This window comes from Ruegeria sp. H6 (assembly GCF_056532975.1).
In genome coordinates this window covers 42,918-58,234 of the sequence record NZ_JBQFOA010000009.1, presented here as the reverse complement: position 1 = coordinate 58,234, position 15,317 = coordinate 42,918, and the positions used below count along the sequence as shown (strand labels likewise).

17 protein-coding genes are annotated in these 15,317 nt (G+C 58.5%); 11 read left to right on the top strand and 6 right to left on the bottom strand.

Going from position 1 to position 15,317, the window contains the following annotated elements:
* Positions 1–28 precede the first annotated feature (28 nt).
* Together lysA and argH are read right to left on the bottom strand one after the other, a co-directional pair.
* Positions 29–1,294, bottom strand: coding sequence for a diaminopimelate decarboxylase (lysA, locus tag ACR0AG_RS15170; RefSeq protein ID WP_480840361.1), 1,266 nt, complete (start codon positions 1,292–1,294; stop codon positions 29–31).
* Between the two features lie 434 nt (positions 1,295–1,728).
* The gene (gene argH / locus ACR0AG_RS15165) at positions 1,729–3,120 is read right to left on the bottom strand and encodes an argininosuccinate lyase (protein ID WP_480840359.1); all 1,392 of its coding nucleotides are present in this window, start codon (positions 3,118–3,120) and stop codon (positions 1,729–1,731) included.
* A gap of 21 nt (positions 3,121–3,141) precedes the next feature.
* Here argH and ACR0AG_RS15160 point away from each other — a divergent pair, with 21 nt between their 5' ends.
* The 10 genes from ACR0AG_RS15160 to yddG all read left to right on the top strand — a co-directional run bounded on the left by ACR0AG_RS15160 (position 3,142) and on the right by yddG (position 11,173).
* Complete coding sequence (locus ACR0AG_RS15160; protein WP_480840357.1) at positions 3,142–3,711, top strand: TlpA disulfide reductase family protein; 570 nt, start codon at positions 3,142–3,144, stop codon at positions 3,709–3,711.
* A 57-nt stretch (positions 3,712–3,768) separates the two neighbouring features.
* Positions 3,769–4,134 carry a hypothetical protein gene (locus ACR0AG_RS15155; RefSeq protein WP_480840355.1) on the top strand — a complete coding sequence of 122 codons (366 nt, stop codon included), beginning with the start codon at positions 3,769–3,771 and terminating at the stop codon, positions 4,132–4,134.
* A 64-nt stretch (positions 4,135–4,198) separates the two neighbouring features.
* A complete protein-coding gene (locus ACR0AG_RS15150) occupies positions 4,199–4,585 on the top strand; it encodes a hypothetical protein (protein WP_480840352.1) in 387 nt (128 codons plus the stop codon).
* Entirely contained in the window at positions 4,582–5,553 is a 972-nt protein-coding gene (locus tag ACR0AG_RS15145) for a sterol desaturase family protein (protein ID WP_480840350.1), read from the top strand. Before ACR0AG_RS15150 ends, ACR0AG_RS15145 begins: the two co-directional genes overlap by 4 nt.
* A gap of 91 nt (positions 5,554–5,644) precedes the next feature.
* Entirely contained in the window at positions 5,645–5,836 is a 192-nt protein-coding gene (locus ACR0AG_RS15140) for a hypothetical protein (protein ID WP_480840348.1), read from the top strand.
* A 116-nt stretch (positions 5,837–5,952) separates the two neighbouring features.
* On the top strand, positions 5,953–6,786 hold the full coding sequence (locus ACR0AG_RS15135; RefSeq protein WP_480840346.1) for an EAL domain-containing protein: 834 nt from the start codon (positions 5,953–5,955) through the stop codon (positions 6,784–6,786).
* Positions 6,787–6,980: 194 nt separating this feature from the next.
* Positions 6,981–8,156, top strand: coding sequence for an acetyl-CoA C-acetyltransferase (locus tag ACR0AG_RS15130; RefSeq protein ID WP_480840344.1), 1,176 nt, complete (start codon positions 6,981–6,983; stop codon positions 8,154–8,156).
* 185 nt (positions 8,157–8,341) lie between these two features.
* A complete protein-coding gene (gene phbB / locus ACR0AG_RS15125) occupies positions 8,342–9,064 on the top strand; it encodes an acetoacetyl-CoA reductase (protein ID WP_480840342.1) in 723 nt (240 codons plus the stop codon).
* A 301-nt stretch (positions 9,065–9,365) separates the two neighbouring features.
* Entirely contained in the window at positions 9,366–10,313 is a 948-nt protein-coding gene (gene gcvA / locus ACR0AG_RS15120; protein ID WP_480840340.1) for a transcriptional regulator GcvA, read from the top strand.
* A complete protein-coding gene (gene yddG, locus ACR0AG_RS15115) occupies positions 10,310–11,173 on the top strand; it encodes an aromatic amino acid exporter YddG (RefSeq protein ID WP_480840338.1) in 864 nt (287 codons plus the stop codon). Before gcvA ends, yddG begins: the two co-directional genes overlap by 4 nt.
* On the opposite strand, the gene ACR0AG_RS15110 is transcribed toward yddG, so the two are convergent.
* The 3 genes from ACR0AG_RS15110 to ACR0AG_RS15100 form a co-directional block, all read right to left on the bottom strand.
* On the bottom strand, positions 11,170–11,334 hold the full coding sequence (locus ACR0AG_RS15110) for a DUF465 domain-containing protein (protein WP_170573397.1): 165 nt from the start codon (positions 11,332–11,334) through the stop codon (positions 11,170–11,172). The two genes, yddG and ACR0AG_RS15110, sit on opposite strands and share 4 nt — an antisense overlap.
* 119 nt (positions 11,335–11,453) lie before the next feature.
* Positions 11,454–12,227: a tRNA1(Val) (adenine(37)-N6)-methyltransferase gene (locus tag ACR0AG_RS15105; protein WP_480840336.1), complete on the bottom strand. Its 774-nt coding sequence runs from the start codon at positions 12,225–12,227 to the stop codon at positions 11,454–11,456.
* Positions 12,224–12,439 carry a putative signal transducing protein gene (locus ACR0AG_RS15100; RefSeq protein WP_170387439.1) on the bottom strand — a complete coding sequence of 72 codons (216 nt, stop codon included), beginning with the start codon at positions 12,437–12,439 and terminating at the stop codon, positions 12,224–12,226. The genes ACR0AG_RS15105 and ACR0AG_RS15100 overlap by 4 nt, the downstream gene beginning before the upstream one ends.
* Positions 12,440–12,494: 55 nt before the next feature.
* Between ACR0AG_RS15100 and ACR0AG_RS15095 the strand changes: the two genes are divergently transcribed.
* The gene (locus tag ACR0AG_RS15095) at positions 12,495–13,493 is read left to right on the top strand and encodes a polyprenyl synthetase family protein (protein ID WP_480840334.1); all 999 of its coding nucleotides are present in this window, start codon (positions 12,495–12,497) and stop codon (positions 13,491–13,493) included.
* Between the two features lie 24 nt (positions 13,494–13,517).
* Here the strand turns inward: ACR0AG_RS15095 and ACR0AG_RS15090 are convergent, their stop codons facing one another.
* Entirely contained in the window at positions 13,518–15,230 is a 1,713-nt protein-coding gene (locus tag ACR0AG_RS15090; protein ID WP_480840332.1) for a tetratricopeptide repeat protein, read from the bottom strand.
* Positions 15,231–15,317: the final 87 nt, after the last annotated feature.

Below are 15,317 nucleotides of genomic sequence, written 5' to 3'. Positions count from 1 at the left end.
TCCTGATCGGGCCCGCGCGCCTATCGCGTCAAAGCCACGAGGGTATGGTATCGCGGTTTATGATTTCGTCAAAGCTCGGGCGTTCACGAATTACGGCAAATTGATCCCCGTTCACCAGAACTTCGGGGATCAAAGGCCGTGTATTGTACTCGCTGGACATCACCGCGCCATAAGCGCCCGCGCTGCGAAAGGCGATCAGATCACCTGATTCCAGCGGCGGCATGTTGCGTTCTTTGGCAAATGTGTCACCGGATTCGCAAACCGGCCCCACGATATCATATGGGCGCTGTTCAACACCCGCCGCAGGTTCGCGTACTGCGACAATATCGTGATGTGCCTCATACATGGCCGGGCGGATCAGGTCATTCATGGCCCCGTCGAGGATCAGGAAATCGCGCCCTTCGCCGGATTTCACATAGATCACCTTGCTGACCATCAACCCGGCATTTCCGGCGATCAGACGGCCCGGCTCGATCTCGATCTCGCAGCCCAAATGGCCCAGCGTTTTCTTGATCAGCGCGCCGTATTCCACCGGCAGCGGTGGGGCATCGTTTGAACGGGTATATGGAATGCCTAAGCCACCGCCCAGATCCAGGCGGTGGATCTCATGCCCCTCGGCGCGAAGCCTTTCGGTGAGTTCCGCGACTTTTGTATAAGCCAGTTCGAACGGTTCCAGCTCGGTCAGTTGCGAGCCGATATGCACGTCGATGCCGATCACTTCGAGGCCCGGCAGGCTGGCGGCAAGCGCATAAACCTCGGACGCGCGTGAGATCGGGATGCCAAACTTGTTCTCGGATTTCCCGGTGGCGATCTTGGCATGCGTTTTGGCATCGACATCGGGGTTCACGCGCACCGTGATTGGCGCGATCATGCCCAGTTCCAGAGCAACCGCGTTGATCACCTGCATCTCGGGCTCGGATTCAACATTGAACTGGCGGATACCGCCGGTCAGCGCAGTACGGATTTCATCCGCCGTTTTGCCCACGCCCGAGAAAACGATCTTGTCGCCCGGAACCCCTGCCGCCTTGGCCCGCAGGTATTCCCCGCCCGAAACCACATCCATTCCGGCACCGGCTTGCGCAAGCGTCTTCAGAATTGCCTGATTGCTGGCCGCTTTCATCGCATAGCAGACCAGATGATCCGTTCCCTCCAACGCGTCATCGAATAGCTTGAAATGCCGCAACAGAGTGGCGGTCGAATACACATAGAACGGCGTTCCGACCGCTGCAGCAATTTCGGAGATCGGGACATCCTCGGCGTAGAGCGCGCCGTCGCGGTAGAGAAAGTGATCCATGTCAGCGCGCTTAGACCAAAAACGGCCCGAGGATCAATGGATTCTAAGAATATGGCGTGGCTGGCCGTCGGTCAAAGGCGTGTAGACACACCAATCCGGCCATATCCCGACACCGAAATCCCGGACTTCCGCGGTTCTGCTGCGGGTTCTGGGCGCGTTTGCCGTGTGGGCTCGCATGCGGCCAAGACGACCAGTGCCAGGATCGGAATGAAAAATCTCATGATCGCGCCCTTTCCGCTTGGTCGCCACTCCGGATGCCGACCGGGTTGCAGATGGGGGCGGCGGCCCTTCGGGTCAAGCCGCTCACTGCGCGATGCTACTAAAGACTGCGGAGGCGGAGGTGGCCTGCCTTGTCGGTGTTTCGGGTTCGCCATCCGCGCCGCATGCCGCCAGAAACAGGCCCGCGCAAATCAGAGCAACGCCTCGCAAAGCTGTCATTGAACCAATGCCTTCCATCTTTTGATCTGTGCGCGCACCTGATCGGGCGCGGTGCCGCCATAGGATTGGCGTGAGTTTACCGAGTTTTCGACCGTAAGGACAGAATAGACATCATCCGTGATATCGGCATGGACCGATTGCATGTCCTCCAACGCCAGATCCGGCAGATCGCAGCCTTTGGCCTCGGCCATCGCGACCAGCGATCCGGTGACATGATGCGCGTCGCGGAAGGGCAGGCCCAGCACGCGAACCAGCCAGTCGGCCAGATCGGTCGCGGTGGAAAAGCCGGAACCCGCGGCGGCGGCGAGGCTGTCGCGGTTGGCGGTCATGTCCTTGGCCATGCCTTCCATCGCCGCCAGTGCCAGCATCCAGTTATCGGCGGCGTCAAAGACCTGCTCCTTATCTTCCTGCATGTCCTTGGAATAGGCTAGCGGCAGGCCCTTCATCACCATCATCAGCGCCGTGTTGGCCCCATAGATGCGCCCCACCTTGGCGCGGATCAGCTCGGCCGCGTCGGGGTTTTTCTTCTGCGGCATGATGGATGACCCGGTCGAGAACCGATCCGACAGCGTCACGAACCGAAACTGGGCCGAGGACCAGATCACCAGTTCTTCGGCAAAGCGCGACAGGTGGACGGCGCAGATCGAGGCGGTCGATAGGAACTCCAACGCAAAGTCACGATCACTGACCGCATCCAACGAGTTCGCAGCAGGGCGGTTAAAGCCCAGTGCCTCAGCGGTCATTGCGCGGTCGATGGGGAAGGATGTGCCTGCCAGCGCCGCAGCGCCCAGCGGGGACTCGTTCATCCGGGCGCGGGCATCGCGGACGCGGGACAGATCGCGGCCAAACATCTCGACATAGGCCATCATGTGGTGGCCCCAAGTCACCGGCTGCGCTGTTTGCAGATGGGTGAATCCGGGCATGACCCAATCGGCCCCGGCCTCGGCTTGTGCAAGCAACGCGCGGATCAGAGCCAGCAGGCCGGTTTCGGCTGCGTCAAACTGATCGCGCACCCAGAGTTTGAAGTCGGTCGCGACCTGATCATTGCGCGAACGCCCGGTGTGCAAACGGCCTGCGGGCTCTCCGATCACCTCTTTCAGCCGCGCCTCGACATTCATGTGAATGTCTTCCAGAGCGGTCGAAAACTGAAACGAACCGGACTGAATTTCTGACAAGACTGTGAGCAGCCCTTCCCGAATGGCCTGCGCGTCATTATCAGTAATAACGCCTGTGGCAGCCAGCATGGCGGCATGGGCGCGCGAGCCTGCGATGTCCTGGGCTGCCATCCGCTGATCGAACCCGATCGAGGCGTTGATTGCCTCCATGATCGCGTCTGGACCGGCGGCAAAGCGGCCGCCCCACATCTGGTTCGAGGATTGATCGGTCATGAAAGAAAACCCGGAGTTGATATGCGCCTGTTACGTCTGATCCCCCTTTATATGGCCCTTGCCCTGGGTGCAAATGCCGCTTTGGCCGCGGATGTTGAAACGCTGAAGCCCTTGCGTGACGGCACTTTGAAACGGTTGATCCTGCATAAGGAGCCAAAGGAAGCCAAGATCATCGAATTCCAGCTGGAAGATGATGGCGGTGTCGGCACGCTGCAAGATTATGCAGGCAAGTATGTGCTGGTGAATTTCTGGGCCACATGGTGTGCGCCCTGCCGCAAGGAAATGCCGCAAATCGCAGAGCTGCAGGAAGAATTCGGCGGCGACAAATTTCAGGTTCTGACTCTTGCGACGGGCCGCAACTCACCTGCCGGGATCAAGAAGTTCTTTGAGGAAAACGGCATCGAGAACCTGCCTCGCCACCAGGATCCAAGCCAGGCCGCCGCGCGTGAATTTGGCGTCATTGCCCTGCCCATCACAGTCATCCTGAACCCCGAAGGTCAGGAGATTGCGCGGCTAATCGGGGATGCCGAATGGAATTCCGAAAGCGCCAAGTCCATCATCTCGGCTTTGGTTGATTCTGAAAACTCATAGCGAGCGTCAGGAAACTGTGTTACCTTCCCGCTTGATTTTTGAGTGGGAGGGTATTTCGTGAAATTCATTTCAATCATTGCCATTGCGACTACAATTTCTGTTGCCACAACTGTTGGCGCATTGGCCAAAGACATAAAAAAAGAACAACAATTCCTCGACGCAGTCGCCGGAAAAACCCTGACCGGGAACGGTGCAACGCTTGTTATTAGTGCCGATGGCAAACTGACGGGCAAATTGCAGGACGGTAAAAAAGTTGCTGGTGCCTGGGTCTGGAACAAACGATTCTGGTGCCGGAACCTAGTGGTTGGAGGCACGAAGCTGCCGCAGGATTGTCAGACCGTTTCGCTGGATGGCAATCAGGTGACGTTCACCCGAGAAAAAGGCAAAGGCAAATCCGGCGGGACCTACACGATCTCGAACTAGGCTGACGCCACGCCACCTTTGACAGCCCACTTCCTGCTTTGCACTCTGCCCGCAGGAGGATGGAATGCCACTGGAAATTCTGTTGGTTCTTGTGATCGGCGGCATTGCCGGTGTCGCGTTGCTGCTGCATGTCAGTGGCCGGTCTCAGCCGTTCCAACTGTCACCTCAGACAGCACGCGAACAATGGGCGCGACACTTTCCGGACGACATCATCATCGACGTCACGGTCGCTCAGGATTGCCATGCCGCACTTGTGCGCACCGAAACCGGCCCAGGGCTTCTTTGGTCTTTTGGGGCCGATACCGTTGCCCGGCATCTGCTGGACTATGACCGGATTGATCGGCCAGACGGGATGGAGATCCAGTTTCATGATTTCGGCACCCCGCGTGCGCTCCTCCGGCTAAATCCGCTCGAACTGCGCCATTGGCGTGACTTGATGGAGCCTGAATGACTGACCAAGTGACCTTTCCGGATGCGGTGCAATGGGCCGTGCCGTTTTTCATCGCCGCCATTCTGGCCGAGTTCCTGTGGATTGCCGTCAAGGGCCGGGGCGGTCGGTATGAGACGCGCGATGCCGTGACCTCATTGATCATGGGCGCGGGGAACATCGCATCAGGGCTGTTGCTGGGCTTCATCGCATGGGGTTTTTTCATATGGCTTTGGCAGATCACGCCGCTGAACCTTGGCACATCCATCCCTGTCATCATCCTGTGCTTTGTGCTGGATGACCTCCGCTATTATTGGGTGCATCGGTTCGGGCATCGGGTCCGCTGGGTCTGGGCCAGCCATGTGAACCATCACAGCTCGCAGCACTACAACCTGACCACGGCTTTGCGCCAGACATGGACCTATACGTTCACCTTCATGATGGTGGTCCGCGCGCCGCTGATTCTGTTGGGCTTTCACCCGGCGATGGTGCTGTTCGTGGGTGGCCTGAACCTGATCTATCAATTCTGGATTCACACCGAAGCCATCGGCAAAATGCCCCGCTGGTTCGAGGCCGTGATGAACACACCCAGTCATCACCGGGCGCATCATGGCCGCAACCCACGCTACCTGGATTGCAACTATGCCGGTGTCTTCATCATCTGGGACAAACTGTTCGGAACTTTTGTACCCGAGCAGGAACATGATCGTGTCGACTATGGGCTGGTGCAGAATATCGGCACATTCAACCCGCTGCGCGTGGCCTTCCACGAATGGGTTGGCATCTGGCGTGACGCGACGCAACCGGGGCTCAGCTTGCGGCAGCGCCTGGCCTATTGCTTTGCACCGCCCGGCTACAGCCATAATGGCAGCCGCGACAGCTCTGCCCAGATCAAGGCCAAGCATCTGGACCGCCACCCAGAGGACCGCGGATCGCCTGGATTTGAGCATATCGACGAAAAACTGCCTAACGCACAGGCAAAACAGGCCTGACCCCGCTCATCACTTCGTGACGCGTCATTGTAATGTCGGTTTGACACCACATATGTGTGCCAACATAGAAAAACACTTTTTTGAGGCAAACATGACTCGTATCGTAACCATTTCTACTGCGATTGGACTTGTCGGATTGATTCTGGCGATGGTGACCCCATTGATCGGAGCATCTTCGTCCATTATTCTCGGCCTTGGCTTTGGTATGGTTGCTTTGGGCCTGTTTGGGGCCGTTGTCGGCGCAGCAGCATCGCTGAGCCACGCCTGGCAATCCACGCGCTGATCGGCGGTCTGTTCTATCTGCCCAACAAATCGCCCGCACTTTAACCACAAATTCACTTGTTTGCCCTGAAATCATGTCCAGACGCGCTGGGATATGAACAGGATCGAAACGGTTAGATGCGGGACAAGAAACTGGCAGACCTGCCCGAAGGCGCAGACAATCCTCTGAACTCTGCCGTATCCGCGCGCGATCGCTCGGTGCTGGACATGGTGACAGAGGCGGTAAAGCACAAACAATGCAAACTGGCCTTTCAACCTGTTGTTCAGGCAAAACCATACCGCAACATTGCCTTTTACGAAGGGTTCATTCGGGTTCTGGACGAAACAGGGCGCATCATCCCGGCGCGCGATTTCATGCCAAAGGTCGAAAATACGCCGATTGGCCGGGAACTGGACTGTATTGCACTTGAAATGGGATTGCGGACGCTGATCCGTGAGCCCGGCATCCGCCTGTCGATCAACATGTCCGCGCGCTCCATCGGCTATACCCGCTGGTCGCGCGTGCTGGAGCGGTTCTTGAAAAAAGATGCCAGCCTTGGTGAAAGGCTGATCCTTGAGATATCCGAAGGGTCGGCCATGCAAGTGCCGGAACTGGTCGTCGATTTCATGGATCGGTTGCAACCCCGCGGGATCGCCTTTGCGCTGGATGATTTCGGCGCCAGCAATTTCAGCTTTCGCCACTTCCGTGAGTTCTTTTTTGATGCGGCCAAGATTGACGGGCAGTTCATACGCGGCATCAGCGTGAACCCCGACAACCAGGCACTGGTGCGCGCGTTGATCGCCGTGGCACGGCAATTCGAAATTCTCGTCACCGCCGAATCGGTCGAAAATACTGAAGATGCACAGTTTCTGATCGCAAACGGCGTCGATTGCCTTCAGGGTTTTCTGTTTGGGGCGCCATCTGTTACCCCTCCGTGGACCGCAGAAAAGCAAGCAAAAACTGGCAGTTGACGACGACCTGTCGCGGAAAACCGCCCCGCAGCTTACTCTGAGACAAGCTGTCCGTTGCTGCATGTGCAGCATTGCGCTATTGGAGAAGATGCTGGAGCGGGGGATCACGTGGCGCTCTTGCATCCGGAGAATGCCGCTCCGCCACCTGCGCCGTCAGATTTCCCACAGGACATTGACGGTAAAGGATTGACTGAATGACTAACGTAGTAATCGCATCCGCCGCGCGCACAGGCGTCGGCAGTTTTAGCGGTTCGTTCGCGAACACCCCCGCACATGATCTGGGCGCCGCGGTTCTGGAAGCCGTGGTAGCGCGCGCCGGGGTTGAAAAGGGCGAAGTCAGCGAAACCATCATGGGTCAGGTTCTGACCGCCGCTCAGGGCCAGAACCCTGCACGCCAGGCGCATATCAATGCCGGTCTGCCGCAGGAAAGCGCAGCTTGGGGTATCAACCAGGTTTGTGGCTCGGGTCTGCGCGCTGTCGCTCTGGGTGCACAGCATATTCAGCTGGGCGATGCCGATATCGTTGCCGCTGGTGGGCAGGAAAACATGACCTTGTCACCTCATGCCGCCGCCCTGCGCGCCGGTCACAAAATGGGTGACATGAAATACATCGACACAATGATCAGCGACGGTCTGTGGGATGCGTTCAACGGTTATCACATGGGCCAAACTGCAGAAAACGTTGCCGAAAAATGGCAGATCAGCCGCGACATGCAGGATGAATTCGCCGTTGCGTCGCAAAACAAGGCCGAAGCCGCGCAGAATGCCGGCAAATTCGCCGACGAAATCGTGCCCTTCACCATCAAGACCCGCAAGGGCGACATCGTGATGGACAAGGACGAATACATCCGCCACGGCGCGACCATCGAAGCCATGGGCAAACTGCGCCCCGCCTTCGCCAAAGACGGCTCGGTCACCGCAGCCAACGCCTCGGGCCTGAACGATGGCGCCGCGGCAACCCTGTTGATGTCGGCTGAGAATGCCGAAAAGCGCGGGATCGAGCCTCTGGCCCGCATCGCCTCGTATGCGACCGCCGGTCTGGACCCGTCGATCATGGGCGTTGGCCCTATCTACGCTTCGCGCAAAGCGCTGGAAAAAGCGGGCTGGTCGGTTGACGATCTGGATCTGGTCGAAGCCAACGAAGCCTTTGCCGCGCAGGCCTGTGCCGTGAACAAGGACATGGGCTGGGATCCGTCGATTGTGAACGTGAACGGCGGCGCAATCGCCATCGGCCACCCGATCGGCGCCTCTGGTTGCCGGGTCCTGAACACACTGTTGTTCGAAATGAAGCGTCGCGACGCCAAAAAGGGTCTGGCGACCCTCTGCATCGGCGGCGGCATGGGTGTCGCTCTTTGCGTGGAACGCGACTGAGCGCTCTGACATCCCAAAAGAAAAGGGCGTCCGGTGGGCGCCCTTATTGTTACAATCAACCTTTACCAGACTACAGCGACAATATCGCCAGACAGAAAGTTCAAGCCGGATGCGAAACGATATTGCGCTAATGAACCTCTCAGAGTAACAGAATTATCAAGACGACCAAATTGGAGGAGTCATCAATGGCACGTACAGCACTCGTCACCGGCGGTTCCCGCGGCATCGGCGCAGCAATTTCCAAGGCGCTTAAGGCCGAAGGGTACAATGTTGCCGCCACCTATGCGGGGAATGACGAAGCCGCGGCGAAATTCACCGAAGAGACCGGCATCGCGACCTACAAGTGGAATGTCGCTGATTATGATGAATCGAAGGCAGGGATTGAAAAGGTCGAAGCCGAAGTTGGCCCGATCGACATCGTTGTCGCCAATGCTGGTATCACCCGCGACGCGCCATTCCACAAAATGACGCCCGAGCAGTGGCATCAGGTAATCGACACCAACCTGACCGGTGTGTTCAACACCGTGCACCCGGTCTGGCCCGGCATGCGCGAACGCAAGTTCGGTCGCGTGATCGTCATCAGCTCGATCAACGGTCAGAAGGGTCAGTTTGCGCAAGTGAACTATGCTGCGACGAAGGCTGGCGATCTGGGTATCGTGAAGTCTCTGGCTCAGGAAGGCGCGCGTGCGGGCATCACCGCAAACGCCATCTGCCCGGGCTATATCGCGACCGAAATGGTCATGGCCGTACCAGAGAAAGTACGCGAGGCGATCATCGGCCAGATCCCGGCGGGCCGCTTGGGTGAGCCGGAAGAAATCGCACGCTGCGTGGCGTTCCTGGCCTCGGAGGATTCGCAATTCATCAACGGATCGACAATCTCGGCCAACGGCGCGCAATTCTTCGTCTGATCACGACCCAAATGAATAAACGGGCCGGTCCATTTGGGCCGGCCCGACTTGTATCCCGTAAGAACGCGCGCGCCACGCTCAGCGGGAACCGAAAATGCGTTTCAGGACCGACCTGATCAACGCACCGCGTTCGTAATGCGCCCGCTGAAAGGCGCGTTGCACAGCGATATCAGTTGCACTCTCAATCATTTCAGCCTCCATTTCAGATCAGTTTCATTTGACTTGCTCTTAGAATGAGGCTTAATTTGCGACGGCACAAACGAGAAGTCTTGAGAATTCAGTAAAGGAAAACTTAACTGATATGGAAGACCGCCTGCCACCGCTGACCGCCTTACGCGCCTTTGACGCAGCGGCGCGGCATATGTCTTTCGCCAAGGCCGCCGAAGAGCTACACGTCACTCCTGCTGCGCTGTCTTTCCAGATCAAATCTCTTGAGGAACATCTCGGGCAGCCTGTGTTCCGGCGCCTGAATCGCGCTGTTGAATTGACCGAGGCCGGGCGCACTTTAGCACCCGGCGCGGCTGAAGGATTTGCGACGCTGCAAACAGCATGGGCTGCAACACGCAGGTTGCAGGAACGCGGTACGCTCACCCTGACCGCTGGGCCAGCCCTGACCGCGAAATGGTTGGCCCCACGCTTGTTCGAGTTCGCCCGGCTTCATCCGGACATCGAACTGCGGCTATCCGCATCGCTAAAGGTTGTCGACTTGCGGAGAGATGATGTGGATGCTGCGATCCGATTTGGGATATCTGACGACGCAGATCTGGCTTCTTACGCCGCCAGACCAGATTGGGTAACACCGATCATGACACCTGAATTGTATGATCGGTTCCAATCACCGGAAGCGCTGCGTGACGCGCCGCTGATATTTGATGATTCCCTCTTCAAAGTCGCTCCCGGATGTGATTGGCCGTCCTGGTTCCGCGCCGTTGGCATGTCGTATTCACCAGCTACGGGCACCCATTTTTCCCAACCCGATCACGCGATTGATGCAGCCTGCGCCGGTTTGGGGGTTGCACTGGGGCGGCGGCCTTTGATCATCAAAGATGTGAGCGAAGGTCGGCTTGTCGCCCCGTTCAAAGTCGCGGTACAGACTGAAGCACGGTTCCGCTTCATTTGCCTGCCCGAAGCTAAAGATCGCCCAGAGATCGCAGCTTTCCGAGATTGGTTCTTTGCAGAGATCGAAAAAACCGCGCATATGTGGGATGATTTTGAGATCATCCCCGAAAAGGAACTTGGACGCCCATGACCCGTTCCCGTGCGACCGCAATCGGCTTCGTCGCCGTCTTGCTGTGGTCCCTGTTGGCTCTGTTTACGGTCGGATCGGCGCCAACGCCGCCCATTTTGTTGAATGCTCTGTGTTTTTCGATCGGGGGAACACTGGGGCTGGTCTGGGTCGCTGCGACAGGTGGCCTGCGCCAGCTCGCGCAGATTTCCTGGACGACATATCTGTTTGGAACAATCGGCCTATTCGGCTACCACGCCCTCTATTTTTCGGCTTTACGTATGGCCCCCGCGGCCGAAGCGGGGTTAATCGCCTATCTCTGGCCCCTCTTGATCGTGCTGTTTTCGGGCCTTTTACCCGGAGAACACCTGCGCCTGGGCCACCTCATTGGAGCAAGCCTGGGATTTATCGGAGCAGCGGTGATCATCAGCGGTGGCGGGACCGGCTTTCAGGTTGAGCATCTGCCTGGCTATGGGTTGGCGCTGCTGTGCGCCCTGACGTGGTCGGGCTATTCCGTGTTGTCACGCCGGTTGGGCGATGTGCCCACGAGTTCCGTCGCCGTGTTCTGCGCCACAACGGCCATCGCGTCTTGGGTGCTGCATTTCCTGATTGAAGAAACGATTTGGCCCAACGGAACAATCGGTTGGGCGTCAGTCATTGCGCTGGGGCTGGGACCCGTCGGACTGGCATTTTATGTCTGGGATATCGGGGTCAAGCGTGGCGATATTCAAATCTTGGGCACGTCATCATATGCGGCCCCGATCTTGTCTACGCTTGTCTTGGTGTTGGCCGGGATCGCCGCCCCGTCCTGGGGTTTGGCGATCGCGGCTGTTCTTGTGACCGGCGGCGCCTTGATTGCGGCGCGCGCAAGCATGAACGCCTAGGACGACAGGCGCTGAATCTCTTCTTTGAGTTTCAGTTTCTGCTTTTTCAGCTGGGCGACGTGAAGGTCATCGATACCTGGCGAGCGTTGGGCTTCTTCTACTTCAAGACCGAGAATTTCGTGCTTTTTCTTCAGTTCCGTCAGATGTGCGCTCACGCTCATGGCGATCCTCCTTCTTGGTTTCATTTATCACGTAGGAATTTGACCACATCGTTTCCAGCCTGTCACGCTGCAGGCGCACAGAAATTACCAAAAATCCGACGAATTCGGCTGTTGATTGCCTATTGGCTGTGGAAAACCCCCAACGCGGCCCCGTCGCGCAGAACAGAGGTCACCTCTGGCGTGTAGCTGTCGCCATCTGCGGTGTGACGGTTTCCAAGATGCAGAACCAGCGGCGCGTGCAGACGGAAATCGGCGCGGCCCCCCTTGATGGCGCGCAGAATGACCAATTCGGCCGATCGACCCACCCTTGGCGCCAGTGGCAGCACCTCGACCGATCCCAAACGGCCTGCGCAGGCAGACAGCATATCCGGCAGGCGATTGGCCTTTTGGATCATGTGCATCTGACCCCGGTGCCCAAGCCGACGCGCGGCGGCATCAACCCAGCTGGATAGCGGCGTGTCTTCGCCCAAAGCTGTGCTGCGCCCCTGATCCTGCGCCGGGCTATGGGCACCCGCGCGGTAATAGGGCGGGTTCGCGATAACGTGATCGAACTGAACCTGCTTCAGATCTGTCGGCAAATCGGTCAGATCCGCATCAATCACCTTCAGTTCACACCCGTTTTCAGACGCATTTCGTCGCGCGAGATCGGCATAGGCGGATTGCAGCTCAACCCCGGTTGCCTTCAGCCCCGGAACACGGGCCATCAGGCACAGGATTGCGGCCCCTGCCCCGCACCCAAGCTCAAGCACGGATTGCCCTGTTTTTGCTGGCACCGACGCTGCCAGCAACACAGGATCAACACCCGCGCGATAGCCCGCACAAGGCTGCCACAGGCGCACGGCACCACCCAGAAAATTGTTGCACGTCAGCTCACTGTCAGAAAATTGCGTCATCGTCCCAATGGGATGTCGTTGTCACGCATCACCCGTTCTGCGCGGGTCAGATCGTCGGCCCGCACCATCAGCCTGCGCGGAAAGATTCCGATGCCCCCTTCGAGGATGCTCATATTTACGTCCATCTGAAAGCAGTCTATATCCTCGCCCTCAAGAAGAGCAGAAGCAAAGGCCAGGATTGTCGGATCGGTGCTGCGCAACAGTTCTTTCATGGGATGGATGTAAGGGCAAGGACCGCCGGAAGTCGAGCCTTGTATCAGGAGTTTGATGACAGTCAGCGCAATATCGAAACCGCATGAGCGTCTTGCCGAAATCCTGACGCAGGAAATGGAGGCCGTGAATGAGCTGATCCGCACCCGGATGGCCTCGGAACACGCGCCCCGCATCCCCGAGGTCACCGCGCATCTGGTCGAGGCAGGCGGCAAACGTCTGCGCCCGATGCTGACTTTGGCCGCCGCGCGCCTGTTCGGCTATGCGGGGGATCACCACGTCAAACTGGCCGCCACGGTTGAGTTCATTCACACCGCGACCCTGTTGCACGACGATGTTGTCGACGAAAGTGCCCAACGGCGAGGTCGGCCAACGGCCAACCTGTTGTGGGACAACAAATCCAGCGTTCTAGTCGGTGACTATCTGTTTTCCCGCAGCTTCCAGCTTATGGTTGAAACCGGATCGCTGCGTGTTCTGGACATCCTCGCCAATGCGTCGGCCACTATCGCCGAAGGCGAGGTGCTGCAGATGACTGCGGCGACCGACCTGGCCACGGACGAAGCCGTGTATTTGCAAGTGGTACGCGGCAAGACCGCTGCCTTGTTCTCTGCCGCAACTGAGGTTGGCGGCGTGATCTCGGGCGCGAGTGACGCGCAAATCAAAGCGCTCTACGACTATGGCGATGCGCTGGGGGTTGCCTTTCAGATCGCCGATGATCTGCTGGATTATCAGGGCGACAGCAAGGCAACCGGCAAGAATGTCGGCGACGACTTTCGCGAGCGTAAACTGACCCTGCCGGTGATCAAGGCAATCGCGCAGGCGACAGCAGATGAGAAAGCGTTCTGGGAACGTACAATCGGCAAAGGGCGTCAGCAGGATGGCGATCTGGATCACGCCCTGTCTCTGATGCACAAATACGCGACCCTGGATGCCACGCGGGCCGATGCGTTTGGCTGGGCCGCGCGGGCCAAAACAGCGCTTGCGGCGCTGCCGGATCACGAAATCCGCACCCTGCTAGAAGATCTGGCAGACTACGTGGTATCGCGTCTCAACTAATTCGGATCAACGGCCAGGACGGCCTCAGCCGTCCTTGGCAACCTCCAACGGGGCCGCGCCTTCTTCGTCCAGAACGACGTCCAGGCCAACCTCGATCTTGCGTCGGATGCGGTCGGGATCAGCCTCTCCATCGGTGTCTTCGGGATCGATGAAGGACAAGGCGCGTTTCCATTGAAACTCGGCCTCACGCGCCCGGCCAACCGCCCAGTAGACATCGCCCAGATGGTCGTTGACGACCGGATCGACGGGCATCAGCTCGACCGCGCGTTCCATGTGACCCACGGCCTCGTCATAGCGGCCCAGACGGAACAGAACCCAACCCAGACTGTCGATGATATAGCCGCTGTCGGGGCGTGCGGATGCGGCACGCTCGATCATATCCAACGCTTCATCCAGCTTTTCCCGGCGTTCGACCAACGAATAGCCCAGGTAATTCAGAACTTGTGGTTGGTCGGGGTTCAACTCAAGCGCGCGGCGGAAATCCGTTTCGGCATTGTCCCAATTCTTCAGGCGCTCATGCGAGATACCGCGGGCGTAGTGCAGGAACCAATTGCTGCCGGTGCCAGCCTCGGTCAGGCCGATGGCCGTGTCATAGGATGCAACGGCTGCGGCGTAATCCTCTTGCTGACGCAGAAGGTCGGCCAGGGCCACATGCACCGCAGGTAATCCCGGTTGCTGGATGGCCAGATTCTGCAGAACCTCGATCGCCGCCTCGGTCTTGCCCGATTGGCGCAGAACCTCGGCACGGCCCAATTCGGCGGCATGATGGTCAAAACTGTCTGGCGGCACCTTGCGATAAGCTTCGACCGCGAGATCGTGCTGGTCCAACTCTTCCAACAGCTCGGCGGTCATGAGGATCGCGTCGATATGATCTTCACGCAAAAAGCTTGCGATACGGGTGTAGAGCAGAACGTAGTCTGGCGCCGCCTCGGCGTTCAGGGCAGCCCCGACCGAGAAATAGACCTCGGCCATGCCATCCCGGGCGTTTTGCACATGGGTAAATGGCAACGTCTCACCCGCAGACAGGCGCGCGACATAGTTTTCGATGAACGGATCGTTGCCCGCCGCAAACACATCCGCCAGAAACTCCAGCGCATCCTCGTTGCGATCCAGTTGCGACAGAATCTCGGCACGCGCCAGGGCAGCCCGGCGCGAAAGGCGCGAGACGATACCGTCATCCGTGCTCAGGACCTCTTCGGCGTCTTCGAAATTGCCGACAGAGGCCAATGCCATTGCCTTGTGATAAAGCGCAAAGTCACGCAGCCCGTCCTGGGTTGCGACTTCGTCGAATTTCTCAAGGGCGCGGGACATTGCGCCTTCGCTCATATGCGCCCAGGCGATCATCAAGCCATCAACCAGCGGCCCGACGCCTTGCGTTTCGGGATCGCGCGCCAGCAGCACGTCCATCTGGTCGTTTGCAATCAGGTTGGCATATATCGCCATGCGCGCCGCCTGATTGGTCCCGGGGCCTTCATCGATAGCCTCGGCAACGGCCAGCGCGCCTGTAATATCGCCCAACGCAATGCGCGACAGCAGCACGCTTTCCAGCAGCTGTCTGTTCTCGCGATCAAAATCCAGAGCACGCGAATAATACCGCTCGGCCGCGATGTAGTCGCTTTCGTAGATGGCCTGACGCCCAGCCAGATAAGAGCCCGCGCCGGTATCGGCCAATGCCGGCACAGCAACCGACGAGGTGAGAAACACGGCGATCGCCGCGCGACGTACCAGAGGAAACACCAAAACCCTGCCTTATTGTCGTTGACTGACCGTAAAGCTAGGGCTTTGACTGGAAAGAGGCAATGGTGCAGCCTTCACGACCCCGCC